The organism is Alistipes sp. UBA1686 (assembly GCF_002320215.1).
GTDB classification, from domain to species: domain Bacteria; phylum Bacteroidota; class Bacteroidia; order Bacteroidales; family Rikenellaceae; genus Alistipes; species Alistipes onderdonkii.
This window is the reverse complement of the sequence record NZ_DCKA01000013.1, coordinates 19,075-44,997: the sequence shown is the minus strand read 5'-3', so window position 1 is coordinate 44,997 and position 25,923 is coordinate 19,075. Positions and strand designations below refer to the sequence as shown.

Sequence of the window (25,923 nt, the reverse complement as noted above, 5' to 3'; positions counted from 1 at the left end):
AGGGACAAAGGCGCTTCCGGGCGCCTTTGCTCTTGGAACAAACCGCAGAGAACCAATAAAACACACTATGAAAACATCCAGACTACTGACCGCCTTCGCCACCGCCGCCCTGCTGCTCGGATGCGCCCCGGGCGGGCAAAAGGCCGAAGGGCCCTACTACATCGACATCAAAGACCGCGCACAGCTGCACGAGTGGTTCCGCTATTCGCCCGAGCGGCCGGTCGTCATCAGCGGCCACCGCGGCGGCATGGTGACGGGATTCCCCGAAAACTGCATCGAGTCGTTCGAGAAGACGCTCACGATGATGCCCTCGTTCTTCGAGATCGACCCGCGCATGACCAAAGACAGCGTGATCGTGCTGATGCACGACGCCACGATCGACCGTACCACGACCGGCACGGGCAAGGTTTCGGACTACACCTACGCGGAGTTGCAGCAGTTCTTCCTCAAGGATCGCGAAGGCAACGTCACGACCTACAAGATCCCCACCCTCGAGGAGTGCATCGCCTGGAGCCAGGGCAAGACGATCCTCAACCTCGACATCAAGGACGTCCCGCTCGAAGTGATGTCGCAATTCATCAACCGCCTGGCACCGGCCAACGTGATGTATACCGTGCGCAACGCCAAACAGGCGCGCACGTATCTCGACCGCGACCCGCAGGCGATGTTCTCGTGCTGGTGCAAGAACATGAAGGAGTTCAACGAGTATGTCGGGGAGCGGATTCCCTGGTCGCAGGTGATGGCCTACGTCGGCACGATGATGCTGCCCGACCAGCAGGAGCTTTACGACAACCTGCACCGCAACGGAGTGATGTGCATGATCTCGCTCGCCCCGACGCACGACCGCAGGGCCACCGACGCGCAGAAGATACAGGGCTATGAACTCGAAATCCCGACGGGTTGCGACGTCATCGAAACCGACTACCCCTACTTATTCCAGAACCTCAATCTCAACCGCAAGTAAACAAATGGCTGCATTCGAAAAATACCGCTCGGTCTACACGCACGACGAACTGATGGAACACCTGCGCCGCATCCGGCACGTGGCACTCGACATGGACGGCACGATCTACATGGGCATGTCGCTCTTTCCCTACACCAAGCCGTTCCTCGCGGGGCTCAAGGAGATGGGCATCGGGTATTCGTTCCTGACCAACAATCCGTCGAAGTCGATCGCCGACTACCTGCACAAGCTCGACGTGCTGGGCATACACGCCACACGCGAGGAAATGTACACCACCGCCCTTGCGACGATCGACTACATCCGCGAGCACTACCCTGCGGCCAAACGGCTTTTCCTGCTCGGCACGCCGAGCATGATCTCGGAATTCGAGGCAGCAGGTTTCGAATCGGCCGCGGATTCGGCGGACGACGTGCCGGACGTGGTGGTCGCGGCGTTCGACATGACGCTGCAGTATGACCGCCTGTGCCGCGCCGCATGGTGGGTGTCGCAGGGCGTGCCCTACATCGCTACCAACCCCGACCGGGTATGCCCCACCGACCAGCCGACGGTACTGGTCGACTGCGGTTCCATTTGCGCTTGCATCGAACATGCCACGGGACGGCGGCCCGACATCACGCTCGGCAAACCCGATCCCAACATGCTCTCGGGCATACTCTCGCGCCACGGCCTGCAACCCGACCAGATCGCGATGGTCGGCGACCGCATCTACACCGACGTGGCGATGGCGCACAATGCCAAGGCCATGGGCGTGCTGGTGCTCTCGGGCGAAACGACGCTCGACGTGGCGGACAAGGCCGACCCGCAGCCGCACATCACGGCCGACAGCATCGAAGTGCTGGGCGCGCTGATCCGCGAAGCGCACAGCAAATAACCGGACGCAGCATGCCGTCCGGCAGACCGGCAGCACCGCACCGCCGCACCGGCATATCAGCGCTTGGGCGCACAAATGCCTGTCGGAAACAGCACTCCGAATAGGCGGAGGTTATACTCCTATCAGAAAAACCGGGCTCCGAAAGGGCCCGGTTTTTTACGGTGTTCACCGGAAAAGCACTATCTTTGCAGAAGATAAACCGCACCCGGACAATTGGGAGTTTGCGCTCTTGCCGCCCGGTTGCATTATCTTCGCGGCGATAGAGCCATACAAACGAACGGTAAACCCTATGGAACACAATATCCTCATACCCCTGCTGCTGACGCTGGGCGCCGGACTGGCCACCGGCATCGGCAGCGCCATCGCTTTCTTTGCCCGCCGCACCAACAAGCGGCTGCTGTCGTTCTCGCTGGGCCTGTCGGGCGGCGTGATGATCTACGTATCGTTCGTCGAGCTGTTCCAGCAGGCGCACACCACCCTCTCGGACGAATGGGGCGCACAGACGGGGATCATCGTCACCGTCGCCAGCTTCTTCGCCGGGATACTGCTCATCGGCATCATCGACCGGCTCGTCCCCTCGTTCGAAAACCCCCACGAGGCACACATGGTCGAGGAGATGGACAAGCAGCCCCGCAACCCGAAACTCATGCGCATGGGCGTAATGACCGCACTGGCAATCGGCATACACAATTTTCCGGAAGGTATCGCCACGTTTACCTCGGCCGTGGACAACATGGCTCTGGGCGTTGCCATCGCCGCGGCGATCGCCATCCACAACATCCCCGAAGGCATTGCCGTCTCGATCCCGGTTTACTATGCCACGGGCGACCGCAAAAAAGCCTTCAAACTCTCGTTGTTGTCGGGGCTCGCGGAACCTGTCGGGGCGGTGCTGGCCTACCTGGTGCTGATGCCCTTCATGACGCCGACACTGATGGGCTGCATCCTCGCGGGCGTAGCGGGAATCATGGTATTCATTTCGATCGACGAACTGCTGCCAGCAGCCCGTGAATACGGCGAAGCGCACATCTCGATCTACGGCGTAGTGGCCGGCATGGCACTGATGGCCGTAAGTCTCATAATGCTCGGATAAAACAATGGACATCCTGTTACTACTCGTCGGCCTGGGGCTGATCCTCGGCGGCGCAAATTTCCTGACGGACGGCTCTGCGGCGGTAGCCCAGCGTTTCCGCGTCCCGGAATTCATCATCGGCCTGACGATCGTCGCCGTCGGCACCTCGATGCCCGAACTGGTGGTCTCGGTACTCTCGGCCGCGGCGGGCAACAGCGACGTGGCGATCGGCAACGTCGTCGGCTCGAACATTTTCAACGTCTTCGTAATCCTGGGAATCTGCGCGCTGATCCGGCCGCTCGTGCTTACTAAGGAAAACATCCGGCGCGACATCCCGTTCGGCATGGCCGCGTCGCTCGTGCTGCTGGCGGTCACTTCCGACCGCCTGGTATGCGCCGGGGCAACGGACAGGATCGGCCGCCCGGACGGCATCGTCATGCTCGCGCTCTACATCGGGCTGATGTGGTACATGATCCGCACAACCAAACGCCAGCGCAGCATACCCGGTGCGACAACCGGAATGAATATCCCCGTATCCGGAGCTGCCCTGAAAAACGGGGCGCAACACGCCGAAGGCACAAAGAAACCGATGGCCTTGTGGCTGGCGGGGGTAATGATCGCAGGAGGGCTCGCGGGACTGGTCTTCGGCGGCGAGATGTTTCTGAAAAGCGCTACGGCGATCGCCCGCACGCTCGGAATCAGCGAATCGGTCATCGCCATCACGCTCGTGGCGGGCGGCACGTCGCTGCCGGAACTGGCTTCGTCGGTGGTATCGCTGCTCAAAGGCAAAGCAGAAATGGCACTCGGCAACGTCATCGGATCGAACATCGCCAACATCCTGCTGATCCTGGGCATCAGCGCCACGATCCACCCCCTGACGATGGGCGGGATCACGCTGACGGACATCCTCGTGGTCGTGCTGAGTTCGCTGCTGCTGTTCATGGCAGCCTTCACGTTCCGCAGCAAAAAGCTCGACCGGTGGGAAGGCGCTATCTTCCTGGCGATTTACATCGCTTACATCTGGTATTTGGTCAGGTAACGGTCGATCAGCCGCGGCAGGGCATAGCCGCCAAGCGCGGCGGTTTCCACGGACGGGAAAGCAGGCATGGCGTCGCATTCGATGCGGTGGAAAACCGCATGCAAAAGCTGGTGCGAAAGCCGGTGCCCGGGCATCGTGACGCTGCGAAGCAGGTGCCACCTGCCGTTGCCGAGCAGCTCCCCGAACGCCGCCGTTGCAGCCAGCTCCGCGAAATCCACGGCCTTGTCGGTTTCGATAAGCGGAAATTCATACAACCCCTGCCAGATATCGCCTCCGCCGCGACGATGCAGCAGCGTCTGCCCGCCGCATGTCACGTGCAGGTAGTTGAACCAGCGGTCGCGCACCTTCGCACGCCCCTGTTTTACGGGACGCACGTCCACCGTGCCGGCAGCCAGGGCGAGGCACCGCCCAGCCAGGGGGCAATCCCCGCACCGGGGCTGCGCAGGGGTACATTGCAGGGCCCCGAAATCCATGATCGCCTGGTTGTAAAGTCCCGGGCGGGAAGTATCCAGCTGCGACTGTGCCAACTCGGCGAACGTCCTCTTCCCGGCCGTCGTATCTATCGGGATGCCGATATCGAAAAGCCGTGCCAGCACCCGGTATACATTCCCGTCGAGCACCGCACACGGGGCGTCGTAAACGATCGAGCAGACGGCCGCCGCAGTATAGTCGCCCACGCCGGGCAGCGCGCGCACGCCTTCGTAGGTGACAGGGAATACCCCGCCAAACCGAGACATGACCTGCCTCGCGGCAGCATGGAGGTTACGGGCACGGCTGTAATAGCCCAACCCCTGCCACAGTTTGAGCACCTCGTCCTCGGGCGTAGCTGCCAGTGCGGCGATGTCGGGGAACCGCTCCGTAAAGCGCAGGTAGTACTCCAATCCCTGCGCCACGCGCGTCTGTTGCAGGATAACCTCCGAAAGCCATATCCGGTAAGGGTCACGCGTGCGACGCCAGGGCAAGTCACGGCCTTCGCGGGCGAACCAGGATAGCAGTATGTCGGAAACAGGCTCCATCTTTCGGATGCAAAAATAACATTTTTCCCGATTAGGAACTATATTTGAAGAGGTAAAGCCACTATCTAAAACGCAAGGTTATGGAAAGAAAAAAACACACGCTGGTCGACAATGCCGACGAAAAGCGCTATGAATTCGACCTGGGCGACGACATCGCCATCATCGAATACATCAAAACCCAGGGATTCATTATCCTGACACACACCGAAGTCCCTGAAAAATACGAAGGGCAGGGCATCGGCGCCGAGCTGGTGCACGACGTACTGGAGGATCTGCGCGCCAAGAAACTACAAATGATCCCCCAGTGCCCCTTCATCGCCCAATATATCCGCCGCCATCCCGAATGGGTGGACGTGGTACTGAAAGAAATACCGGCCAAATAAACAGGAAACCCGCCTCCCGGCGGGTTTCCTGTTACGGTATCACGGCATTCAAAAATCGTCCGTGCGGAACGGCACGACCGGCAGCCCCCGGATGTTGGCCAGGTTGCCGGGCATGAAGTCGCGGAACCCGTACCGTACGGCAACCGGACTGGCAACCTCCTTCGACGAGACGACCAGCAACAGCTCCCGCCTGTCGACCTCCACATCGGCCGGATGGAATACCCGGTCGGGGCCGCACACCTCGAACCCGCGGATATCCTCCATACGGCTGAACCCCTCTTCGGTATGGGACAAGGCAACGTAAGCCTTTCCGTCGCGGATCCCGATCGACCTGAACCGCGGGCTTTCGCAGGCGATGTCTGAAAAACCGTAGGTCTTGTTGAGTGCCATGTAGGCCAACCTGTGCCCTACGTCCCGTTTATTCTTGGGGTGGACATTGGTTGCCTCGTAGGGTTCCACCAGGTCGTTCGTGCAAATCACGCCGCTGTTGGGGATGAGTTCCCGTGCCTCCCACTGCGCTTCGCGCAGATAGGGGCCGTTTCCGCTGCCATAGGCGAAGGGGGCGACCTCGACGTAATAGAACGGGATATCGCCCTGCTTCCAGAGCGAACGCCACAGCCCTACCATGTTGGAAAGGCGGACAGCATAGTCCTTATACTGGTTTACGTTCGATTCACCCTGATACCACAAGAAGCCACGGACGGTATACCCCGCAACCGGGTGCAACATGGCATTGTACATCACCATCGGGCGCAGCCAGTCGGTCGTAGCCTCGATGCCTTTTTCCGTCAGGTCGATATCGGGATAGGTTTCCAGTATCTCGCGGTTCGTCCAACCCTCGACACGCGTCCCGCCCCACGTGCAGTCGACAATGCCGACAGGCATGTCCAGCACGTCGCTGAGCAGTTCGGCAAAGAAATAACCCGTGGCGGTGAAATCGGGCGCGGTCTCCACCGTACATGGCCTCCACTTCCCCGGAACCCGATCCTGGGGCGTATAGGCCGCCGTGAGGGGTATTTTCACGTAGCGGAGCCTGTCGCGCATACTCCCCGCACGGGCTATGATCTCGTTGGCCCCGGCGATGGGACAGTTATTGAACCCGCGGAGCGGCATCTCCATATTGCTCTGCCCGCCGGCGAACCAGACTTCGCCGATCAGTACGTTGTCGAGCACGACCCTATCGCCGCTTACGATCGTCACCTGCTGCGGCTCATAACTGCCGGCCGGGGTGTTCACCCGCGCAGACCAACGGCCGTCGGCATCGCTTCGCACGGTGCATTCGGCACCCCACGAGGTTTCGATCCGCACCGTGGCCCGGGGATCGGCCCAGCCCCAGAGGCGGCATTGGGCATTTTGCTGGAGCACCATGTCGCTGCCGATGATCTCGGGCAGTTCGACCTTGGCCGCGGCACCCCATGCGGCGGCAAGGCAAATAAGGGACAAAATGAGTTTCTTCATATCGGTGCGGTATCAATTTATTTCCCGCAAATTTACATTTTTTCCGGCAACCGGGAATACCCCGCGCGCATAAAAACTACCCGGCTGTTAATATAGGTATCGAATTTTTTCGAAAATTCCCGTCCGGAAATTTGGTTTGTTTTACAAACTACTTTATATTTACAACAGATTTATAAGCCAAGAGAGTCATTTCACACCGCAAACCTATGGAACTTCTGGAAAACACCACCGACAAACGCCGCCTTTTCGGCCGCTGGTTCGCCCGCCGCATCACCACCTACGTCGCGGTATGCGCGTTCCTCACCTTCGTCAACTGGTACACCTCGCCCCACTACTGGTGGGTGGTATGGGTCATGGCCGGCTGGGGGCTGAACCTGATCCTCTCGCTGGTCTGGTACCTGACGGGCTGCGACGAAGACAAAGATTACCGTTAAACCCATAAAAATCCCGGTTATGAAAACCTTACACCTGTTACTGGCCGCCAGCTTCATGCTGGCCTCCACGGCCGTCTCGGCCAAGACGCTCGAAGTCACCGTATCGGACATTCGCAACGACAAGGGCAACATCCTCGTCATGGCCAAGGTCGCCGGGCAGGAACAGCCCGTCTACGGCATGGCGGCCGCAAAGGCCGGCAAAGTCGTCGTGACGCTCGAAGGCATCGAAGCCGATGCGGCCGAGATTTCGCTCTTCCACGACGAAGACGGCGACTACAAGCTGAAGATGGGCGACCGCGGCCCTGCCGAAGGCTACGCCACCCGAAAATGCAAGCTTCCCGCCGAGCACAACACGGCCACGCTGAAACTCTACTATCCTGCCACCGAAAACGAATAGGCGCATGTACCGTCCGCTGCTCACCGCACTGCTGCTCGCCGCGACGATCCCGGCCACGGCTCAACATACCCTCCGGGGGCGCGCTCTGGAGGGCGAGAGCCCGGTCGGCTACGCCACGACAGTCCTGCTGCGCGACGGACGCCAGGCAGCGGGCACGACGACCGACGACGCAGGGGGCTTCGTGCTCACGGCGGATACGGGCCGTTACACGCTCGTACTGCGACACGTCGCCTACCGGCCCTTCGAACAGGAGGTATGCGTCGCCGCAGCGGATACCGACCTCGGGGATTTGCCCCTTGCACCTCTCGGAATCAGCGAGGTGACGGTGACCGCCGAGACGGTGACACGGCAGGCCGACAGGTTCGTGGTCAGCATCGGGAATACGCCCGCACTCGCGGGACAGGACGGCACCGAACTGCTGGCACGGGCGCCGGGCGTATGGCTGGGTGACAACGGCATCTCGATCAACGGCGCCGGCGGGACGAAAGTCTACGTGGACGGCCGCGAGCTGAAAGGTTCGGCGGAGGAGACCACCACCTACCTGCGCAGCCTGACCGCAGCCGACATCGCCCGCATCGAGGTCATGCCGCTGGCCGGCGCCGAGTTCGCAGCCGACACGCGCGGCGGGGCGATCCTCATCACGCTCCGGCGGCGCCGCGACGGCGGCATGGACGGCAACCTGCAATTCTCCACGGTGCAAAGCAATCGGATAGCGGGCTATACCCCTTCGGGGCGTATCGGCATCCGCACAGGGCGCTGGACACTCACCGCATCGGGGTCGGGAAGCTTCACTCCGGTTGCCGAAAGCCGCTTCACGGAGACCCGCGAACAGGCCGGGCAACGGCTGCCCTTCGCCGGCAGGAGCGATTCGAAGAGCTGTACAAACTACGGGCGCGGGCATTTCTCCGCGGTATTCGACCCTACGCCGAAACACACCGCAGGTTTCGACATCGAATACACGGAACGCAGCACCCACATGCCGACACTATCGCGCACCACACTCGGACAAACCCAGAGCGACAGCCGCTACCGCCAGCACATGGGCGGGAATACCCTGACCGCAACCGCCAATTACATCTGGAAGATCGACACGCTGGGATCGCAGTTCAAACTGATCGCCGACTACACGCGTTACACCTCCCACGGCGACAACAGCTACCATACGACGACCTCCGCACCCGGAACCCTGCGCGACTCGCTCTACGAATCCTCCACGGGTTCCGTGTACGACATCCTGACGGCCGACGCCGGGCTTACGCGCAAACTGCCGCACGGCCTGACACTGCGCGCGGGGCTGCGCTACACCCGCAACGGCATGGCGGACAAAAGCCACTACGCAGCACAGACGCAGGGCACATGGCTGGCACTGCCCGAATACAGCTACGACCAGCACTACACCGAGCAGATCGGTGCGGCCTACGCCTCGCTGGAATACAGCGCCGGACGGTGGGAGCTTTCGGCCGGGCTGCGCGGCGAATACACCTCCGTCGCATCGCAGACGCTCGACCGCTCCTATTTCGGGTTGTTCCCAAACGTTTCGGTCAGCCGCGCGCTCAACGCCCTGCGCACATGGCTGCTCGTGGCGCAGTGGAGCCGCAACATCGAACGCCCGGCATTCCCGGCGCTGAACCCCGCACGGATCCGCATATCGGATTACAGCTGGCAGTCGGGCAACCCCTCGCTGCGGCCGACCTACATACACCGTTTCTCGCTCACGGCCGTATGGAAATACCGCTATACGCTCACCGTGGGAGGCAACCTGCACCACGACCTGATCCGCGAAATCGCACACAGGGACGAAACCGACCCGGACGCGGTGTATATCCGCCCCGAGAATCATTACACCGAAAACCACTGGTTCGTGGCGGCGAGCGTCCCGGCGAAAATCACCCGCTGGTGGAACCTCTCGGTCAATGCCGTCGGGGTGATGCAGCGCATCCGGCTCAACAGCACCGACAGCCCGGCCACGCACTACCTGATGTTCGCCGACGCCACCTGCTCGTTCACGCTGCCGGCCGGGTTCTTCGCCGAAGCCGCCTACCGTGCCCAAAGCCGCCTCTACTCGGGCAACAGCGAGGTCGGGCCGCGCCACACGCTCTCGGCGACCGTCAAAAAACAGCTCTTCGGCAAACGCCTGACGCTTTTCTGCACCCTGTCGAACATCACCGGCTGCGACTGGGAGTTCGCCTCCCTGACCGACGGCATGCGGCGCACGATCGACACACGGCAAGCCTGGTCGGGGCGCTTGTGGAAAGTCGGCGCGGCCTGGAATTTCCGCACCGGCAACAAATTCCGCGCCCGCACCGTCGAAAGCGCGGCAGAAACCCAGCGCAAGCGCCTCGTGAAAAGCACGGAACAATAAAAAATAATTCGTAACTTTATCCCCCGTAACCCACCGTCCGCCATGGAAGACAAAAACCTCGACGCAAACCAGCGCATCGAACTCATCCAGCAGATGATCCGCGGCACCCGCCGACGGCTCTCATTCGGCAGCAGCAACCTGTTCCTCCTGTGGGGATACCTGCTGGCCGCGACCGCCATCGTGATCTTCGTCCTGCTGAAAACCACCGACTGCCGCGCCTGGCTATGGTTGTGGCTGCCAGCCGCGGCAACAGGGGGCACCGTGACCTGGTGGCATAACAGGTTCCGCGCCCCGCAGGTCAAAAGCTACACCGACCGGCTGCTGGAACAGATATGGAGCTGCATAGCCTCACTGGTCGTCCTGTCGGCGATCCTGATTTGCGGGTACGACCCGTGGGCGGTCGACCCGCTCTTCCCTGCGCTGCTGCTGATCGGCGCCGGACTCTTCATCTCGGGGCAGGTAATCCGCAACAAGTACATGTATTACGCATCATGCGCCGTAATACCGATCGGCTTCGGTATTACCCGGGACTCTTGGCTCAATGCCGACCCCGACTACAACCTGCTGCAATTTGCCGCAGCGGTTCTCATCGGGCTCACGGGTGCCGGCTACGCGCTCAGAAGGCAGGTAAGGTGCGATGCGGACAAAGTGGCGAAATCAAACGACGCGCATGACTGAAGATAAGAAACTGAACGCCGCCCAGAGTCTGGCACTCATCGGCCGCATGATCGAAAATACACGCAACCGCATGGCCGGCAGCGCCGGGCTCCACCTGCTGACATGGGGTTATGTTACGGTCGCCACGACACTCGCCGTCTGGGGGCTGGCAAGCTATTTCGACAACACACACTGGAACTACCTTTGGTTCATGCTGCCGGTAGCCGGCTACCTCATAACCCGCCTGCTCGGATCCGAAACGACCGGATCCTGTTCCCGCACTTACGTCGACCAGGTGATAGACATAATCTGGAAGGTCATCGGGTTCGCCGCCCTGCTGGTCGGCTCGCTGGCGGTGCTGCTCATCATCCGGATTCCGGTGACGTTCACCATCCTGCTGATGATCGGCATGGGAATCGCCATCACCAGCCTGATTCTGCGGTTTACGCCCGGCATCGCCGGAGGCACGGCGGGGATCGTACTGGGATCGGTTTCGCTCGCGGTTACCGACCACTGGCACCTCGTATTATTCACGGCGGGATTCGTCCTGATGCTGATCATCCCGGGGCACCTGCTCCATTACCGTTATAAACATTCCGGGCAGTACCGTGCCGGCAAGGGTGGCGGCAAAACACCCGGCGCCCACTGAAACGACATGAAACGGACGCAAAAACACATCGCTATGGAAGACAAGCAACTGAATGCCGCCGAGAGCATCGCGCTCATCAGCCGCATGATCGACAACACCCGCAACCGTATGCTGCGCAACTCGGGACGGCCGTTCCTGGTCTGGGGTTACGTGACCGTCTTCACGACGCTCCTGGTCATGGGTGCGGTGTATTATTTCCAGGATCCGAAATGGAACATCCTGTGGATGCTGCTCCCCGTACTGGGCGCATTGCTGATGTGGCTGACACGCGACAAGCATACCGAAGGCAAAGTCAGCACGTTCGTCGACCGCGTCATCAACAACGTATGGCTGGTAATGGGCCTCACGGCGTGGTTCGTCAGCATGCTCTCGCTTTTCAGCCAGATACGGCTGCCGATCCTGTTCATCATCCTGCTGACGATGGGCATGGGAACCACGATCACGGGGCTGATCATCCGGTTCCGCCCGGCCACCGCCGGCGGTACGGCGGCTATCGTCCTCGCTCCCGTTTCGCTCATCGTGAGCGGTTACTGGATGCCGGCCCTCTTCGCCGCCGGATTCGTCGTGATGATGATTATCCCGGGGCATATCCTCAACTACAAGTCGAACCATACGATATAAATAACACAATGGACAGGCAGAAAATATCCGAAACGGAAGCGCTGGACATCATCGCCCGCGTCTTCGACCGCAATATGCGCCGCATGAATTACGTACGGGGCGAATTGTTCATCTGCTGGGGAGCGCTGCTCAGCCTCACGGCACTGGCCGAATACGGGCTTTACCGCTGGACAGGCGACGTGCGCGTGCTGTGGAGCTGGCTGGTTCCGCTGGTCTGCGGCTATATTTGGACGGTTCGCAATTCGCGGCGGAAGGCCCTCGTCCGCACGGGGTTCGACGACCTGCTGATCCTGATATGGGGCATGCCGGCGATGATCTCGGCCGCCGCGATCGTCTATGCCGTAACCATCCCCGGGAATACGATAAACCCCGTAGGCGTCATGCAGCTGCTGCTCGGCACGGCACTGGCCATCACCGCCGAATTCTACCGGGGTAAAGGTTCCCAGCAATCGGGGTCGTTCGCAGCGTTGCTGATGCTCTCGGTCTTCGAGCTCATCATGGCGTTCAACTATACGTTCCGCATGCCGTTCGACGCCCAGGGCGGAACATGGATGCTCGAACTCTCCGCCCATGGCATACTGCTCGTACTGCTACCCGGTTTTATCCTCCGCCACATAACCCGCAAGCAATGTTCAAAGAACTGAATCCGCTGCTGCATTCGGAACTGAGACTGGCCGTGATGTCGATCCTCATCGGGGTCGAGAGCGCCGACTTCGTCTTTATCCGGCAGCAGACCGGAGCCACGGCGGGCAACCTTTCGGTACAACTGGACAAGCTGGCGAAGGCGGATTATATCGAAATCGAAAAGACCTTCCGCGGGAAGATGCCCTGCACGGTCTGCCGCATCACGGACACCGGGCGCGATGCCTTCGCCGAATACGTCGCGGCGTTGCAGACCTACATAAAAAGATAGCCCCGAAACACCCCGCAACGGAACGCCGCGTTTGTTGCCGTCCAGCGCTGAATCCCCGCTTGGCGGGGATTTCTGCCGTAGCAGAGGCAACAGCACCCCGGAAGGGCATCCGTATCCGAATTTACATCGTGCAGAAGAACGTCACCAGGAACGGGACGCTGAAATCGAGCACGCAGCCGTGGAAGACCGACACCACGGCATAGGGTTTTCCTGCGGACTGCGTGATGATCGGCAGGGTGGTATCGAAAGTCGTGGCGCCGCCGATCGAAACGGCGGCCAGCGGCCCGAACCACCGGGCGACAAGGGGTGCGGCCAACAGTGTGAACAGCTCGCGCATGACATTGCAGAGCAATGCCACCGTCCCCAGCTCCGCACCCCGGAAATCGGCGATGAAGATACTCGAAAGCGAGTAGTAGCCGAACCCAGCGCCGACGGCCATCGTATCCCCGGCCGTAAGCGGCAGCAGGAGCAGTGTCGACAAGGCAGCGCCGGCCAGCGTACCGACGGCCGTCATCACGGGCAGCAGCGCCAGCCGCGGATCGAGCCGCCGGACACGTCCCGCGAGGGTCGTATCGTTGCCGAGGGTGATCCCCACGCAAAACATCAGGGCATAGAGCACATAAGTGCTGAGGCGCGACCCCGCCACGTCGAACGGCAAGGCGGAGGAGAGCCCCGCCAGACATCCTGCGACGAAAAAGGCGACGATCACCAGACTCCCCCGCAAGGCGCCCCACATCGAAAGCGCCGCGTCCGCCCCGCTTACGACGTGCTCCCCCGCAATACGCCCGGCGTTCTGTCCGGGACACTCCACTGCAACGGCCGGCCCGGGCATTCCCGTACCGGCAGAGGTCGTAACGCGCGGTTGCGGCGCCTCGATCCCCGCAGCGACAGCCCCGGCCTGTTCCGGCATCCCTTCTGCGGGAGGCCGGGATGCGGTTCCTCGCCGGACGCAGCGCCACAACAGCCACGACATGCAGATACTGCCCGCGACCGAGCATGCGAAGATGACGAAGGCCGTGCGTCCGAGGGTCGCCATACCACCCACGACGGCAGGGTCGGAACCGACTTCCAGTCCCAGCAGGAACAGCAGGAGCCAGATAATCACGGTAATCATACGGGAGACGAATACGAGGCGCCAGCTCGACAGCAGGCGCCCCGCAATGATTCCTCCGATGATGACGGCAAAAATGACAAGCATCGTTTATTCCTGCTTCGCCGTGAGTTTTTCGATCTGTTTATCGGCCTCGGCCCGGAGGTTGTCGGCCTGTTTGCGGGCTTCCTCGACCAGTTTGTCTCCGGCCTTCTCGGCAGCCAGCTTGGCCAGCGCACCTTTCTCCTTCGCACCGTCGATAAGCTTCGTCCGTTGCGCCTGGGCGGCCTCGACGAGTTTCTCACCCGCCTTCGCGGCCTCGGCCCGGAGGTTGTCGGCCTGTTTGCGGATCTCCTCGCCGAGCGACTCACTGCCCGTGAGCTTCTGGATCTGCTGGTCGACGACGTTCTTCACGGCCTGTTCGGCGGCCTCCTTCACACCGAGCGTGATCTTGGGCGAGGTGAACGTGCCGCCGATACCGACGTTGACCGATTGCAGGATACCGCCCGTCGAACCGGCCGGGAGGGCTACCCTGGCCGTATAGTCGATGGTCTGGTCGAGCCCCGTCGAACCCGACATGTTGATCCTGATGTCGCCCATCTTCAGGTCGAAAGGCTCCGTAGCGATACGTCCGTCGCGGATGGCGAAGCGGATAGCCACGTCCTTGGCCTCGATCTTACGCAGGTTGTCGTTGTTGAGCGCCTTGGCCAGTGCATCGAACGCCTCAATGTTCTGGATGCGGATATTGGCCGACTTGATCTCGCCCGTGGCGTTGACCGACTGCAGGTCGGGCGACATCTGCGCATCGAGCGTCGCGGACATATCGAGCGAGAGCGAATAGTCGCCGCCCGTCTTGGCAAAGACCGGGACGAGTTTCTGCACCATCTCCAACTCGTCGAAGGTCTTGGAGAACGATGCCCCCGAAAGCCCCAGCGAGAGTTTCAGCGCCGGCCGCTGCGGATCGAAGGCCGTCGAATAGCTGCCCGATGCGGTAGCCGTACCTCCGAAGAGCTGCATACGTAGGCGGCTGAGCGACAAAGTTCCGTCCGCCATGCGCATTTCGCCGGTGATGCCGCCGATGGTCATCTTCTGGAACAACACCTTCTGCAACTCGGTATTGAGCGAAAGGTCGAGGTTGCGCGGGACTTCGAGCGCCTGCGCGGGAGCAGGGGACTCGGCGGGCGCCTGGGCAGCAGCTTCCCCGCCGGCGGTTTCTTCGTCGGCCGGCATGGCGTTCATGATCTCGTTCAGGTCGAGCAGGTCGGATTTCACGTAAAGGCGCCCGGAGAGCTTGTCGCCCCGCAGCAGGTAGCCGATATACCCCGTAAGCTGGCCGTTGGCCGCAAGGTCGCTCTTACCCACGGTCACGCCGAACTCGCCCAGCGTCATCGACGCCGGGGTGATCGTAGCCGCGGCACGGCGGATATGCACCGCGGGCAGGCCGGGCATGGAGAGGCCGAGTTTCTCGACGACGAACGTCCCCGAGGCGCCGATCTGCCCGTAACGGGCCTTCTCGACATCGGACATGCGCCCCGAAACCTTCACGTCGGCGCTAATCAGTCCGCTCAGGGCTACATCCTCACCGAGCGGGTAAACCTCTTTCACCGCCCCCAGGTCTACCCGTCCGTCGGCCGCAGCGCGGAATACCGGATCGCTGGCGAGGTTCGTCGCATAGAGCGATGCCGAAAGCGTGTTACCCGCCATGCGGAGCGTGAATTCCGAAAGGTCTACCTCGGTCTTGTCCATGACGCCGCCGGGGTTGGCTATCCGTACGGCGATATTGATTCCGTCGACCGCCTTGGGCAAAGACGAATACTGGAAACTGCCGTTGCGCACCTCGGTCTTGAGTTCGAAGGCCGGGAGCGCCGCCCCGCGCATCTCGCCACGGGCCCACAGCGCCATCGAAAGTTCGCCGGAGGCGGACAGGTTGCGGAAATCGCGGGTATAGAATGCCGGGACAAGCGAAAGCACGTCCTTGAACTGCACCTTGTCGCATCCGGCCGTAATATCCATAGCCACGGCATCGTCCTTCATCTCGGCCCAGCCGTCGAGCGTAAGCTCGATCGCATTGAGGCGCAGACGGTTCCGGGAGAAGGTAAAACGGTTGTTCTTCAGGTCGGCCGCGATCACGGCGTCGAGCTCCGCCTCGGCGTCGCTCAGCAGCGGAATTCCGCCCGAAACCAGCCGCACGGCACCGGCCGTAAGCCGCAGGTCGAGGTCGGTCTGGTCGGCCGACATGTCGCCCCGCAGGCGAAGGGAGAGGGGTGCCGTCGAAAAACGCATGCCCGTCGAATCGTCTTCATAGCGGATCGTCGCGTCGCTGATCCTGAAATCGCGAATCGAGAGGCTGAACGACGAAGAACCTTCCTCCGAAGACACTTCCCCGGCGGCGGGTTCCTCCCCCGAAGCCTTCACGATGTCCCAGTTGACCTTGCCGTCGGCGAGTTTATGCGCGTGCAGCGCCGGTTCGGCGAGGATGACCTTCGTCACTTCGAACCCGTCGTCGCCGAACAGCGACATCGGGTTCACGACGACCGATATGCGGTTCGCGGCAACGATCGTATCGCCTTCGAACGGCCCCGCGCCCACGACGGTCAGCCCTTTCAGGTCGAGCGACGCGCGCGGGAAATGGCGCAGCAGGCTGATGTCGAGTTTTTCGAAATCGACCCGTGCGTCGAGCATCTCATTGGCTTCGCGCTTCACGATCTGGGCGATCTTTCCCCTCAGCAACATCGGGGCGACAAAAGCCGCCACCAGAACAACGGCCACGACAATGGCCACAATCTTCACGATTTTTTTCATTTCCTATCTGTTTTAAAGACGAAAACCGTAGTCCCCGCCTCTTCGAATCCGACTTTACGGTAAAGTGCCCGGGCAGCTTCGCGCGCAGGGTTCGAGGTGAGCATCACCTTCGCGGCACCGATGCGGGCGGCATGCTCCGTGGCGGCCTTAACGAGCGCCTCGCCGGCACCGCAGCCGCGCTCTGCGGCATCGACCACCACATCCTCGACCCAGGCTTTCCGGCCCGAGGGGAGGTCGTACCACACCAGCGTCAGCACCCCGGCGATCCGACCGTCCCGCCGGGCGGCGAACAGCGCCGTGCCGTCGCTGCACACGACACGCTCCAAAGCCTCGCGGGAGAGTCCACCCAGGCAGGGCGAAAGCTGCGGCATGAGCCTTGCGAACGCCTCGGCGAGTTCGTCGGATACTTCTGTCACACACTCTATTTCGACCGCCATACGTCTCGAATATTTTTCACAAAGTTAATCTTTTTTTCGAAACCCCGGCTTTTTGCCCGTATCCCGGCTGCCATATGCCGAAAAAAGAGTATTTTTGTCCCGTTCGGGACAGACAGGCAAACCGGCACCGCGACGCGATCGCGTGCCACCCGGCGGCGGATCGTACGCCGGGCGACCGGTGCAGTTGCGGACAGCCTCCCCCCTCCGGCGCGGAGAAAATGCCTGGGGAGGGGCAGGAGCCCGGGCGCCGGCAAGCCCGGGGAATACCCGCGCCGAATCCCGGCAGAAACCGTAAAAAATTATGGAAAACATGAAAAAATATGCATTCCCGCTCGCGGCGCTTCTTTTCGCCGCCTGCAATTCCGGCGAAGAGACCACGACCACGCAGATCCAGGAGCCCGTCGCCACGATCCTCGAATACACCCCGGCACCGGGCCAGTTCATCAACGGCACGATGGCCGGGTTCGACCATGTGGCATCGGCGGCAGACGCATGCAGCTATGCTGCGAACCGCCTCGCCTCGAACAACTGGGTTTCGCTCGGCGGCTGGGGAGGCCGCATCGTGGCGGCCTTCGCGGAACCCGTGCCCAACACGGGCAGATACGACCTCTACGTCAAAGGCAACCAGTTCGATACGTCGTCCGAACCGGGCATCGTGTGGGTGTCGCAGGACGCTGACGGGGACGGAGCGCCCAATGACACGTGGTACGAACTGCGGGGCAGCGAATACGACAACGCCGAAACGATCCGCGGCTACGAGATCACCTATACCCGCCCCGCGGAGGCGGACGCCCCGGTAGCATGGAGGGACAACCAGGGCGGCAGCGGCACGATCGACCGTGTGAAAGAACATACGCAGGCCTACTACCCCGAATGGATCGTGGAGAATGAAATCACATTCGAAGGGACACGGCTGCCGAGGAATATCGGGCAAGCCGGGGAAAAATGGACGATGGAGCCTTTTGCATGGGGGTACGCCGACAACTATTCGGCCTCCGACCGCACCGGCATGACCAACCGCCTGCGGATCAGCGACGCCGTAACGGCCGATGGCGCCCCGGCCAACCTCGCACAGGTCGACTTCATCATGGTGCAGACGGGAGTGAATGCCAAAGCGCCTCTGATCGGCGAGGTATCGACCGAGGTGAGCGGCATCGGCTGCTACCGCACCGTAACGAAAAAACAATAACCGCACACGGCGACCCGCCCTGCCCGTGGCGGCATAGCCCCGAATCCCGGAAACGATGACCCTCCGCGACCAACTGCTCGAACTCCAGGAGCCGAAATACATGAAATTCACCGCGGCACTGATGCCGGGCGTGGAAAACGTACTGGGCATACGCCTGCCGGTACTGCGCAAAATAGCCCGCCAGATCGCCGCAGGCGACTGGCGCACATACCTTGCCGAAGCCGAGGATTTCTATTTCGAGGAGCGGATGTTGCAGGGGCTGGTGATCGGCTGCGCCCGCTGCACGCCGGCCGAGAAGCTGGAGCATGTGGCGCGCTTCGTGCCCAAAATCGACAACTGGGCGGTCTGCGACTGTTTCTGCTGGCGCCTGAAGGCGGCCGAACGGCAGCCGATGTGGGAATTCATACAGCCCTATTTCCGATCCGAAGCCGAATACGACGTGCGTTTCGCCGTGGTGACGGGGCTGGGGAATTTCGTCGACGGGGAGCACCTCGAGGCACTGCTGCAACTGCTCGACGGCGTCCGCCACGAAGCCTACTACGCCCGTATGGCCGTGGCATGGGCGGTGTCGGTCTGCTATGTAAAATTCCCGCTGCGGACACACGAGTGGCTCGGCAGCTGCTCGCTCGACGACTGGACATTCAACAAATCGCTGCAAAAAATCGTCGAATCGTTGCGCGTGAGCGACACGGACAAACAGGCGATCCGCGCCATGAAACGGCGCAAACAGGCAACTTCACGGGCCGCCGTGAACCCGCGCCCCGGCACCGAAACGGCCGGGCAGGCGGAAAAACAGCCTGGACAGGCCCCAAAACAACCGACAGACGGTAAAACGGCAGCCCGGCGACGGCGCCCGGCAGAAAAACAGGGCGCACGGCACAGATTTGCAAAATAATGTTACCTTTGTGTAAGAAATTCCAAAACGAGCCCCTATGCGCAAACTGGTAATTATCCCGACATACAACGAGAAAGAGAATATTTCGGCGATGATCGACAAGGTCTTCTCGCTGCCCGAGGCTTTCGAAATGCTCGTCATCGACGACGGTTCGCCCGACGGCACCGCAGCAATCGTCAAAGAGCGCCAGCAGGAATTCCCCGCGACGCTGCACCTGCTGGAACGCAGCGGCAAGCAGGGGCTGGGCACGGCCTATCTGACGGGGTTCCGCTGGGGACTGGACAACGGGTTCGACTACATCTGCGAAATGGACTGCGACTTCTCGCACAATCCCGACGATCTGCTACGGCTGTACCAGGCTGCGGCCGAAGGGAACGACGTAGTGGTAGGTTCGCGTTACGTGCAGGGTGTGAACGTCGTGAACTGGCCGATGTCGCGCCTGCTGATGTCCTACTTTGCCTCGATGTACGTACGCATCGTGACCCGCATGCCCCTGCGCGACGCAACGGCGGGGTTCGTCTGCTACTCGCGCCACGCGCTGGAGACGATCGACCTCGACGCCGTGAAGATGAAGGGATACGGGTTCCAGATCGAGATGAAATACTCGGCATGGCGGCTGGGACTCAAACTCAAGGAGGTGTCGATCATCTTCGTCGAACGCCGCGAAGGCACCTCGAAAATGAGCGGCGGCATCTTCCGCGAAGCGTTCTTCGGCGTGCTGGGACTCCCGTTCCGTTCGATCAGAAGCGCGAAAAGGCAGTGACAGCCATCCGGCAGGAATACGGACGCCAGCCTCCCGGGAGGCTGGCATTTATGCATACATACTTTACAGCGGAATCCGAGCACCCCGGAAATCAAAACGTAAAGAAATAGTTCATGAAGAAATTCCAGAAGGTGACTACCCCGATGGCAAATAATTTAGCCAGGTAGAAATTCAGTTTCCAGCGTTCGTGCAGCAGATAGATCGTGAGGTTGTTGATCACGAGCCCGACGGCTGCGATACCGAGGAAACGGAGGTATTGCCCGGCAATGTCGGGGTTTTCATTATGGAACGTCCAGATGCGGTTCAGGACATAGTTCGAGGTCGACGCACAGAGGAACCCCAGCGAATTGGCCAGGTACTTGTTCAGGCGCAGCCATTCCTTGCAAAGGTAAGTGATCCCGAAATCAACGAAGACCCCCGAACCGCCGACGACACAGAATTTGATGAACTGCTGGATCATGGTGCGACGACCTCCGTGCGGAGAGGTTTCCCGTTAAACCAATTCGTATACCCATCGCGGCGCAGGGCGAAACCGGCATCGAAACCGGCGCCGGAGAGTTGCTCCGGGACGACGAACCGCACCTCGCGCGTGATGGTATCCCCGGCCGGGATATTGAAATGCTCCCCCGTATCGAATTCCTCGACGCGGAAGCGGCCGTGCTTCCAGAGCATCACGAGCGACCGATCCCCGCAGACCCCGATCGCATAGGGATAGGGGTTCGAGATGCGCAGCGTCAAACGCAGCGTATCGCCCGCAACGACCTGTTCGGGCAGCCCCGTAAAGGCAATATCCACCAGGCGCGTCGGATGAAAATGCGGGTCGACGAACCACGAAAAACGTTTGCCGTTGGGCAACACGACGCTCCGGACGCGGCCCGTGGTATCCGCCCCGTCGTAAGGCGTTTCGACCAGCACCTCGTGTCCCGCGAAGCGCGTATCGTCATCGCGGAACTGCCACTGGTGCGTACGGTAGCGGATATTGGGCTGGCAGTAGGCCTCGCCCCCGGTATAGAAGGCGTATTTGGCCGCGACGGCATAGCCATGGCGGAAAACGACGGGGCGGCCGTCGGCGATCCCGGCGATCCGGCCGTAGCTCGCAGGATTGTCGAAGACCTCGAAACGCAGGCCCAGCGGATTGAAGATCATTTCGAGACGTACCAGACCGACCAGCAAAACGGTCGCCAGCCCGGCGCACATCAGGTAACGCCGCGTGCGGGAATGCCGGCGGGCATAGGTGAAAAGCGTATAGATCAGGCCGAAAACGGCGACGATCACCCATTGGGGTTGCACGTAACCGCGAAATGTCGAGAGCAGGAAAAAAACGATGAACGCCACGGGGATAAACTTCAGCGCACGTTCGACGGCGTTTTGCGGCTTCACGGCGATCCAGGCCTTCACGTACAACGGCACGAAGAAGGGATTGAAGACCACCAGCAGGTTGAGCAGGTATTCGGCGACATAATTGGGCCGGAACACCGAATTACGCCCCGCCAGATGATAGGCCAGCGAGGCCCAGTCGTGCTCGTACTGCCACACGAAATGCGGCACGAGCAGCAACAGCGCTACCGCGCCGCTGAGATATAGGGTCGGACGCAGGAACAGACGGGGGGGGGTCGCCGCAAGCGCGAAGAGTACGACCAGCGCCCCGTGGTATTTGCTGTAAGCCATCAGCGCCATGGCAACCCCCATCCAGAGCCATGCACAACGCCGGTTCTCGGAGAACCACTTGAATGTCAGCAGGAACAGCGCGGTGGTCATCATCAGCGGGCCGTCGGGCACGGCGATGAAGCCGTAGAGCTGCAACATCAGCGTCGCGGCCGAGAGGACGACAAAAAGCGCCGCGTCGCGCCGGTCGGCATCCGCGGGGCGGATTATCCGCCATAGTATATAAAGGTAGAGCGGTTGCAGCACCGTAAAGAAAAACCGCACGCCCAGTTCGCCCCCGAAAAGGTGCTCGCCGAGCCAGACCAGCAAGGCGGTCATCGGCGGATGGTCGAAATATCCCCATGCGAGGTTTTCAGCGAACATATGGTAATACGCTTCGTCGTTGGCCAGTTCGGAAAACCCGGCCTGCAGGAGGTTGCACACCCACCACACGCCGAGCCACAAAGCTACCAGGCCGTCGGCGCCGAGCGAAGCATAAGTCTTTTTGAGCGATGCCTTCATACAAGCGACAAAGGTAGCAAAATTTATCGTTTTTGCGCCATTCCCGTCCGAAAGAGAGGGGAGGGGCGAAACAGCTTTCGCACAAATCAGTCCGCGGGGACACACTTTGCCGGTGTAAAAAACGTTTCCGTAATATCGGATCGTTGTTACGGGCCGGCCCCATCGGCGGAAAATCCCGGACAATACCGTGTCCCACAGCCAGATGCCTGCAATGGAAGCGGAAGAGGGAAACACCTGTGGCATGTTACCATATTTGGAAGTCCATAAAAAAATGTTTCAGACAATGACACAACGGATTACAGATGCCTGATTCACAAATCCGGCATTATGTCCCAGAAAAGAAGCCTCCGGAATATCCTCGGCTCCCGAAGCGCAGCAATCGCCAAAGACACCCTAAAAAATACGAATATCAGACAATAAATACATAAAAAGAAACAATATTTATCCTATAAATAGCCTTAACTTCGTAGCATAAAATATCATTTTTTTACGGCAGCCCGCAACCTGCCGTTTTTGCTACGGAAGGCTGCATACGAAGAGGCCATGAAACTACGAAATTCCATACGTCCGATAAGGTTACTCCTGCTGCTCTCCGGCTTGCTGGCATTAGCGTCGTGCCGGCAGGACGAGACGCAATCCCTCTCGGAATATCTGGACTACGTAATCGAGAACAAACATATTTTCGAAGCCGAAAAGGAAGAGCGGATCAGCAGGCTGAGGAACCTGCTGGGCGTAAGCAACCTGACCCCGGAACAGGAGTACGAGATCAATACGAAGCTGTACGAAGAATTCAGGAAATACAAGCTGGATTCGGCCATCCGCTACGTCGAACGGAACCTCGAAATCGCCAGGCAGCTGGACAACAAAAGGCTGACCTACCTGTCGAACATGTACCTCGCCCAGCTCTACTCTTTTTCGGGCATGTGCGTCGAGGCAAACCAGATACTCCGCTCCATTCGATCGTCCGAACTCCCGCGCGACCTGCTTCCCGTCTACTACGAGGCCAACAACCGCTATTTCCAGCACTACGCCACGCTGAGCAGCCAGCGCAGCCACCTGCACGAAATGAATATCTACCGGGACTCGCTGATGATGGTTTCCGACCCGGGATCGTTCCGGTACAGGATACACCTGAGCTACAAACTTATGGGAAACGGTAAGATGGACGAAGCCAGGGCGATCCTCGACGAGTTGCTGGAAGAGGTCGGCAAGGACACGCCGCTCTACGCGGAGACGGCCTATGCCTACGGTTATTTCTACCGGCTGAACAAAGACCCGGAGGCTGGAAAGAAATATTTCATGCTCTCCGCGATCGCCGATGCGAAGAGTGCGGTGAAGGAGAACGCCTCGTTCCACACGCTGGCTCTGATGTATTACGACCAGGGCGACCTTTCACGGGCTTTCAAGTACACGCAGGCGGCCATCGAAGATGCGGTATTCAGCAACGTGCAGTTCCGCACGACCCAGATGTCAAAGTTCTATTCGATCATCAACTCGATCTACCAGGCCAAGGAGGCCAAGTCCAAATCCAAGTTGCAGCACTACCTGATCCTGATCAGCGTCCTGTCGCTGTTCCTCGTGCTGCTGTTCATCTACGTTTACCAGCAGATACACAAGCTGTACCGCATCAAGGAGGAGCTGTCGCGGACGAACGGGCGCCTGATGCAGCTCAACGACGAACTGCATGAGAAAAACACGCAGCTCACCGATTCGAACATCATCAAGGAACAGTACATAGCGAGGTTCTTCGACCTCTGTTCGATGTATATCGACAAGATAGAGGACTACCGGAAATCGCTGAACAAACTGGCGCAGAACCGGCAGATCGACGAGTTATACAAACAGCTGAAATCCACGTCGATGATGGAGAACGAACTGGATGAACTGTATAAGAATTTCGACGCCATATTCCTGAACCTCTATCCGACGTTCGTCGCCGATTTCAACGCCCTGCTGGTCGAGGACGAACGGATCGTGCTCAAATCGGAAGACCTGCTGAACAAGGAACTCCGGATTTACGCCCTGCTGCGGCTGGGCATCACCGACAGCGTCAAGATCGCCTCGTTCCTGCGATGCTCGCTGAGCACCGTATATAACTACCGCACCAAAGCCCGGAACAAGGCCGCAATATCGCGCGAGGACTTCGAAAAAATGGTCATGCGAATCGGTGTGCCGCCCGAAAACAGGCCGTGACCGATTCCACGGCAACTACATTTTTTTTGTATATTTTTTTGATAAAATATTTATTTACAAACATATAATACTTTACAGGTTCTACAATTTCCGCCCCAACCTATAAATATGGTATATAATAGGATTAATTTTGTAAACACAGCGTCCAGCCACCCTCTCCCGCAGCGGGCAGCCGGATTGCATCGGATTGTAAACACCTACTTAAACCTATTTTATACGAAATGAATCCAATTAAAGTCGGTCTGATCGGTTTTGGCAGAATGGGAGGTTTTTACCTCGAAGAGATGCAAAAAAGCGGTAACTGGGATATCGTTTACATCTGTGACGTATCTCCCGCATCACGGGAACTGGCCCAGCGGCTCTCTCCCCGGTCGAAAGTAATATCCGACGAACAAATCATATTCAACGACCCCGAGATTCAGGCGGTCGGGCTGTTCGCCCTGGCGGATTCCCGCCCGGAGCAGATTCAGAAAGCCATTGCGAGCGGGAAGCACGTCATAGCCGAGAAACCGATCGCCGACACGGTGGAAAAGGAGTGGCAGACGGTCGCGCTGGCCGAGAAGGCCAAAATCTTCTCGACGGTGAACCTTTACCTGCGCAATTCGTGGTACCACAACACCATCAAGGATTTTATCGCACAGGGCGAAATCGGCGAACTGGCGATCATCCGCGTATGCCACATGACACCGGGGCTGGCCCCGGGCGAAGGACACGAATTCGAGGGCCCGTCGTTCCATGACTGCGGCATGCACTACGTGGACATCGCACGCTGGTATGCCGAATCGGAATTCAAGACCTGGAACGCACAGGCCATCCGCATGTGGGATTACAAGGATCCGTGGTGGCTCCAGTGCCACGGCACGTTCGAGAACGGCATCGTATTCGACATTACCCAGGGACATGTATACGGACAACTGGCCGAAAAACAGACACATAATTCATACATCGACATCATCGGCACGAAAGGCATCGCGCGCATGACGCACGATTTCAAGACGGCGATCGTCGAACTGCACGGAGTGACACAGACGCACCGGCTCATACAGCCCTACGGAGGCAAAAACATCGACGTACTGTGCAAACTGTTCGCCGAGTCGATCGAAAGCGGGAAACGCAATCCGTCGCTCCCCTCGTTCCGCGACGCCGCCACGGCATCGGAATACGCATGGCGGTTCCTCCAGGATTCGCGGCAGCACGACCTGCCGGCAATCGGAAATCTGGAAACGCTGCAGGAGATTCGCGAACGCCGCCGCACGATGTCGAATGGCTACGGGTTGCTGAGGAAGCGCGCATAAGCCGCAATCTGATACTAAAACAAACTTTATAAACCTTAAAAACAATCGGTATGAACCACTTACTGTTTATCGGCAACCTGGGTGCAGGCGAAATCATCGTCATAGCCCTGATCGTACTGCTGCTCTTCGGCGGCAAAAAAATCCCGGAACTGATGAAGGGTCTCGGCAAGGGTGTGCGCAGCTTCAAGGAAGGCATGAACAACATCGAGAACGACATCGAAAACTCGGGTACGGAAAAATCCAACAACGAAAATAAATAG

26 protein-coding genes are annotated in these 25,923 nt (G+C 59.9%); 19 read left to right on the top strand and 7 right to left on the bottom strand.

Annotation, left to right across the window (positions count from 1 at the left end; all coding sequences use genetic code 11):
- Positions 1 to 67: 67 nt before the first annotated feature.
- The 4 genes from B3C38_RS04770 to B3C38_RS04755 all read left to right on the top strand — a co-directional run bounded on the left by B3C38_RS04770 (position 68) and on the right by B3C38_RS04755 (position 3,943).
- Positions 68 to 964, top strand: a complete 897-nt coding sequence (locus B3C38_RS04770) for a glycerophosphodiester phosphodiesterase family protein (RefSeq protein ID WP_032136070.1) — start codon at positions 68 to 70, stop codon at positions 962 to 964.
- 4 nt (positions 965 to 968) lie between these two features.
- On the top strand, positions 969 to 1,835 hold the full coding sequence (locus B3C38_RS04765; protein WP_286725857.1) for an HAD-IIA family hydrolase: 867 nt from the start codon (positions 969 to 971) through the stop codon (positions 1,833 to 1,835).
- Positions 1,836 to 2,124: 289 nt separating this feature from the next.
- Positions 2,125 to 2,925 carry a zinc transporter ZupT gene (gene zupT / locus B3C38_RS04760; protein WP_032136072.1) on the top strand — a complete coding sequence of 267 codons (801 nt, stop codon included), beginning with the start codon at positions 2,125 to 2,127 and terminating at the stop codon, positions 2,923 to 2,925.
- Between the two features lie 4 nt (positions 2,926 to 2,929).
- Complete coding sequence (locus B3C38_RS04755; RefSeq protein ID WP_276654471.1) at positions 2,930 to 3,943, top strand: calcium/sodium antiporter; 1,014 nt, start codon at positions 2,930 to 2,932, stop codon at positions 3,941 to 3,943.
- Here the strand turns inward: B3C38_RS04755 and mutY are convergent.
- On the bottom strand, positions 3,919 to 4,959 hold the full coding sequence (mutY, locus tag B3C38_RS04750; RefSeq protein ID WP_286725850.1) for an A/G-specific adenine glycosylase: 1,041 nt from the start codon (positions 4,957 to 4,959) through the stop codon (positions 3,919 to 3,921). The genes B3C38_RS04755 and mutY overlap by 25 nt on opposite strands.
- An 80-nt stretch (positions 4,960 to 5,039) precedes the next feature.
- Between mutY and B3C38_RS04745 the strand changes: the two genes are divergently transcribed.
- Positions 5,040 to 5,342 carry a GNAT family N-acetyltransferase gene (locus B3C38_RS04745; protein WP_022332523.1) on the top strand — a complete coding sequence of 101 codons (303 nt, stop codon included), beginning with the start codon at positions 5,040 to 5,042 and terminating at the stop codon, positions 5,340 to 5,342.
- Positions 5,343 to 5,390: 48 nt separating this feature from the next.
- Here the strand turns inward: B3C38_RS04745 and B3C38_RS04740 are convergent, their stop codons facing one another.
- Positions 5,391 to 6,800, bottom strand: a complete 1,410-nt coding sequence (locus B3C38_RS04740) for a sialate O-acetylesterase (protein ID WP_286725846.1) — start codon at positions 6,798 to 6,800, stop codon at positions 5,391 to 5,393.
- A gap of 206 nt (positions 6,801 to 7,006) precedes the next feature.
- Here B3C38_RS04740 and B3C38_RS04735 point away from each other — a divergent pair, with 206 nt between their 5' ends.
- Genes B3C38_RS04735 through B3C38_RS04700 form a run of 8 tightly spaced genes read left to right on the top strand, consistent with a single transcriptional unit; the run spans position 7,007 to position 12,833 of the window.
- Positions 7,007 to 7,234 (top strand): 2TM domain-containing protein, encoded by a 228-nt coding sequence (locus tag B3C38_RS04735; RefSeq protein WP_055202442.1) that lies wholly within the window; start codon positions 7,007 to 7,009, stop codon positions 7,232 to 7,234.
- A 19-nt stretch (positions 7,235 to 7,253) separates the two neighbouring features.
- Entirely contained in the window at positions 7,254 to 7,631 is a 378-nt protein-coding gene (locus B3C38_RS04730; protein WP_281547567.1) for a DUF2141 domain-containing protein, read from the top strand.
- A gap of 4 nt (positions 7,632 to 7,635) precedes the next feature.
- Entirely contained in the window at positions 7,636 to 9,993 is a 2,358-nt protein-coding gene (locus B3C38_RS04725) for an outer membrane beta-barrel protein (RefSeq protein WP_286725838.1), read from the top strand.
- A 42-nt stretch (positions 9,994 to 10,035) separates the two neighbouring features.
- The gene (locus tag B3C38_RS04720; protein WP_286725835.1) at positions 10,036 to 10,671 is read left to right on the top strand and encodes a hypothetical protein; all 636 of its coding nucleotides are present in this window, start codon (positions 10,036 to 10,038) and stop codon (positions 10,669 to 10,671) included.
- Complete coding sequence (locus B3C38_RS04715; protein WP_286725832.1) at positions 10,664 to 11,299, top strand: hypothetical protein; 636 nt, start codon at positions 10,664 to 10,666, stop codon at positions 11,297 to 11,299. The genes B3C38_RS04720 and B3C38_RS04715 overlap by 8 nt, the downstream gene beginning before the upstream one ends.
- A 33-nt stretch (positions 11,300 to 11,332) precedes the next feature.
- Positions 11,333 to 11,920, top strand: coding sequence for a hypothetical protein (locus tag B3C38_RS04710; protein ID WP_117508223.1), 588 nt, complete (start codon positions 11,333 to 11,335; stop codon positions 11,918 to 11,920).
- A gap of 8 nt (positions 11,921 to 11,928) precedes the next feature.
- Positions 11,929 to 12,564 carry a hypothetical protein gene (locus B3C38_RS04705; RefSeq protein WP_276654457.1) on the top strand — a complete coding sequence of 212 codons (636 nt, stop codon included), beginning with the start codon at positions 11,929 to 11,931 and terminating at the stop codon, positions 12,562 to 12,564.
- Positions 12,549 to 12,833: a winged helix-turn-helix domain-containing protein gene (locus B3C38_RS04700; RefSeq protein WP_018696559.1), complete on the top strand. Its 285-nt coding sequence runs from the start codon at positions 12,549 to 12,551 to the stop codon at positions 12,831 to 12,833. The genes B3C38_RS04705 and B3C38_RS04700 overlap by 16 nt, the downstream gene beginning before the upstream one ends.
- Before the next feature lie 121 nt (positions 12,834 to 12,954).
- Here B3C38_RS04700 and B3C38_RS04695 read toward each other — a convergent pair whose 3' ends face one another.
- From B3C38_RS04695 to B3C38_RS04685, 3 genes are read right to left on the bottom strand one after another with little or no spacing between them, the layout of a single operon-like run.
- Entirely contained in the window at positions 12,955 to 14,031 is a 1,077-nt protein-coding gene (locus tag B3C38_RS04695; RefSeq protein WP_286725822.1) for a lysine exporter LysO family protein, read from the bottom strand.
- Positions 14,032 to 14,034: 3 nt separating this feature from the next.
- Positions 14,035 to 16,725: an AsmA-like C-terminal region-containing protein gene (locus B3C38_RS04690; protein WP_286725819.1), complete on the bottom strand. Its 2,691-nt coding sequence runs from the start codon at positions 16,723 to 16,725 to the stop codon at positions 14,035 to 14,037.
- Positions 16,722 to 17,162: a GNAT family N-acetyltransferase gene (locus B3C38_RS04685; RefSeq protein WP_286725816.1), complete on the bottom strand. Its 441-nt coding sequence runs from the start codon at positions 17,160 to 17,162 to the stop codon at positions 16,722 to 16,724. The genes B3C38_RS04690 and B3C38_RS04685 overlap by 4 nt, the downstream gene beginning before the upstream one ends.
- Before the next feature lie 310 nt (positions 17,163 to 17,472).
- Between B3C38_RS04685 and B3C38_RS04680 the strand changes: the two genes are divergently transcribed.
- Genes B3C38_RS04680 through B3C38_RS04670 form a run of 3 tightly spaced genes read left to right on the top strand, consistent with a single transcriptional unit; the run spans position 17,473 to position 20,009 of the window.
- Positions 17,473 to 18,351 carry a hypothetical protein gene (locus B3C38_RS04680; protein ID WP_286725813.1) on the top strand — a complete coding sequence of 293 codons (879 nt, stop codon included), beginning with the start codon at positions 17,473 to 17,475 and terminating at the stop codon, positions 18,349 to 18,351.
- A gap of 55 nt (positions 18,352 to 18,406) precedes the next feature.
- Positions 18,407 to 19,246, top strand: a complete 840-nt coding sequence (locus B3C38_RS04675; RefSeq protein ID WP_286725810.1) for a DNA alkylation repair protein — start codon at positions 18,407 to 18,409, stop codon at positions 19,244 to 19,246.
- 37 nt (positions 19,247 to 19,283) lie between these two features.
- Complete coding sequence (locus B3C38_RS04670) at positions 19,284 to 20,009, top strand: polyprenol monophosphomannose synthase (protein WP_117508106.1); 726 nt, start codon at positions 19,284 to 19,286, stop codon at positions 20,007 to 20,009.
- 91 nt (positions 20,010 to 20,100) lie between these two features.
- Here B3C38_RS04670 and B3C38_RS04665 read toward each other — a convergent pair whose 3' ends face one another.
- A complete protein-coding gene (locus B3C38_RS04665; protein ID WP_055211448.1) occupies positions 20,101 to 20,469 on the bottom strand; it encodes a GtrA family protein in 369 nt (122 codons plus the stop codon).
- The gene (locus tag B3C38_RS04660; RefSeq protein ID WP_286725805.1) at positions 20,466 to 22,175 is read right to left on the bottom strand and encodes an ArnT family glycosyltransferase; all 1,710 of its coding nucleotides are present in this window, start codon (positions 22,173 to 22,175) and stop codon (positions 20,466 to 20,468) included. Before B3C38_RS04660 ends, B3C38_RS04665 begins: the two co-directional genes overlap by 4 nt.
- A 543-nt stretch (positions 22,176 to 22,718) precedes the next feature.
- Between B3C38_RS04660 and B3C38_RS04655 the strand changes: the two genes are divergently transcribed.
- The 3 genes from B3C38_RS04655 to B3C38_RS04645 all read left to right on the top strand — a co-directional run bounded on the left by B3C38_RS04655 (position 22,719) and on the right by B3C38_RS04645 (position 25,923).
- Positions 22,719 to 24,368 carry a DUF6377 domain-containing protein gene (locus B3C38_RS04655; RefSeq protein WP_162852191.1) on the top strand — a complete coding sequence of 550 codons (1,650 nt, stop codon included), beginning with the start codon at positions 22,719 to 22,721 and terminating at the stop codon, positions 24,366 to 24,368.
- A 221-nt stretch (positions 24,369 to 24,589) separates the two neighbouring features.
- Positions 24,590 to 25,663: a Gfo/Idh/MocA family protein gene (locus B3C38_RS04650; protein WP_055211452.1), complete on the top strand. Its 1,074-nt coding sequence runs from the start codon at positions 24,590 to 24,592 to the stop codon at positions 25,661 to 25,663.
- A gap of 50 nt (positions 25,664 to 25,713) precedes the next feature.
- Positions 25,714 to 25,923 (top strand): Sec-independent protein translocase subunit TatA/TatB, encoded by a 210-nt coding sequence (locus B3C38_RS04645; RefSeq protein WP_022333036.1) that lies wholly within the window; start codon positions 25,714 to 25,716, stop codon positions 25,921 to 25,923.

Coding starts and splice junctions, on each gene's coding strand:
- B3C38_RS04770 (WP_032136070.1), top strand. CDS start 68: ATGAAAACATCCAGACTACTGACCGCCTTCGCCACCGCCGCCCTGCTG.
- B3C38_RS04765 (WP_286725857.1), top strand. CDS start 969: ATGGCTGCATTCGAAAAATACCGCTCGGTCTACACGCACGACGAACTG.
- zupT (WP_032136072.1), top strand. CDS start 2,125: ATGGAACACAATATCCTCATACCCCTGCTGCTGACGCTGGGCGCCGGA.
- B3C38_RS04755 (WP_276654471.1), top strand. CDS start 2,930: ATGGACATCCTGTTACTACTCGTCGGCCTGGGGCTGATCCTCGGCGGC.
- mutY (WP_286725850.1), bottom strand. CDS start 4,959: ATGGAGCCTGTTTCCGACATACTGCTATCCTGGTTCGCCCGCGAAGGC.
- B3C38_RS04745 (WP_022332523.1), top strand. CDS start 5,040: ATGGAAAGAAAAAAACACACGCTGGTCGACAATGCCGACGAAAAGCGC.
- B3C38_RS04740 (WP_286725846.1), bottom strand. CDS start 6,800: ATGAAGAAACTCATTTTGTCCCTTATTTGCCTTGCCGCCGCATGGGGT.
- B3C38_RS04735 (WP_055202442.1), top strand. CDS start 7,007: ATGGAACTTCTGGAAAACACCACCGACAAACGCCGCCTTTTCGGCCGC.
- B3C38_RS04730 (WP_281547567.1), top strand. CDS start 7,254: ATGAAAACCTTACACCTGTTACTGGCCGCCAGCTTCATGCTGGCCTCC.
- B3C38_RS04725 (WP_286725838.1), top strand. CDS start 7,636: ATGTACCGTCCGCTGCTCACCGCACTGCTGCTCGCCGCGACGATCCCG.
- B3C38_RS04720 (WP_286725835.1), top strand. CDS start 10,036: ATGGAAGACAAAAACCTCGACGCAAACCAGCGCATCGAACTCATCCAG.
- B3C38_RS04715 (WP_286725832.1), top strand. CDS start 10,664: ATGACTGAAGATAAGAAACTGAACGCCGCCCAGAGTCTGGCACTCATC.
- B3C38_RS04710 (WP_117508223.1), top strand. CDS start 11,333: ATGGAAGACAAGCAACTGAATGCCGCCGAGAGCATCGCGCTCATCAGC.
- B3C38_RS04705 (WP_276654457.1), top strand. CDS start 11,929: ATGGACAGGCAGAAAATATCCGAAACGGAAGCGCTGGACATCATCGCC.
- B3C38_RS04700 (WP_018696559.1), top strand. CDS start 12,549: ATGTTCAAAGAACTGAATCCGCTGCTGCATTCGGAACTGAGACTGGCC.
- B3C38_RS04695 (WP_286725822.1), bottom strand. CDS start 14,031: ATGCTTGTCATTTTTGCCGTCATCATCGGAGGAATCATTGCGGGGCGC.
- B3C38_RS04690 (WP_286725819.1), bottom strand. CDS start 16,725: ATGAAAAAAATCGTGAAGATTGTGGCCATTGTCGTGGCCGTTGTTCTG.
- B3C38_RS04685 (WP_286725816.1), bottom strand. CDS start 17,162: ATGGCGGTCGAAATAGAGTGTGTGACAGAAGTATCCGACGAACTCGCC.
- B3C38_RS04680 (WP_286725813.1), top strand. CDS start 17,473: ATGAAAAAATATGCATTCCCGCTCGCGGCGCTTCTTTTCGCCGCCTGC.
- B3C38_RS04675 (WP_286725810.1), top strand. CDS start 18,407: ATGACCCTCCGCGACCAACTGCTCGAACTCCAGGAGCCGAAATACATG.
- B3C38_RS04670 (WP_117508106.1), top strand. CDS start 19,284: ATGCGCAAACTGGTAATTATCCCGACATACAACGAGAAAGAGAATATT.
- B3C38_RS04665 (WP_055211448.1), bottom strand. CDS start 20,469: ATGATCCAGCAGTTCATCAAATTCTGTGTCGTCGGCGGTTCGGGGGTC.
- B3C38_RS04660 (WP_286725805.1), bottom strand. CDS start 22,175: ATGAAGGCATCGCTCAAAAAGACTTATGCTTCGCTCGGCGCCGACGGC.
- B3C38_RS04655 (WP_162852191.1), top strand. CDS start 22,719: ATGAAACTACGAAATTCCATACGTCCGATAAGGTTACTCCTGCTGCTC.
- B3C38_RS04650 (WP_055211452.1), top strand. CDS start 24,590: ATGAATCCAATTAAAGTCGGTCTGATCGGTTTTGGCAGAATGGGAGGT.
- B3C38_RS04645 (WP_022333036.1), top strand. CDS start 25,714: ATGAACCACTTACTGTTTATCGGCAACCTGGGTGCAGGCGAAATCATC.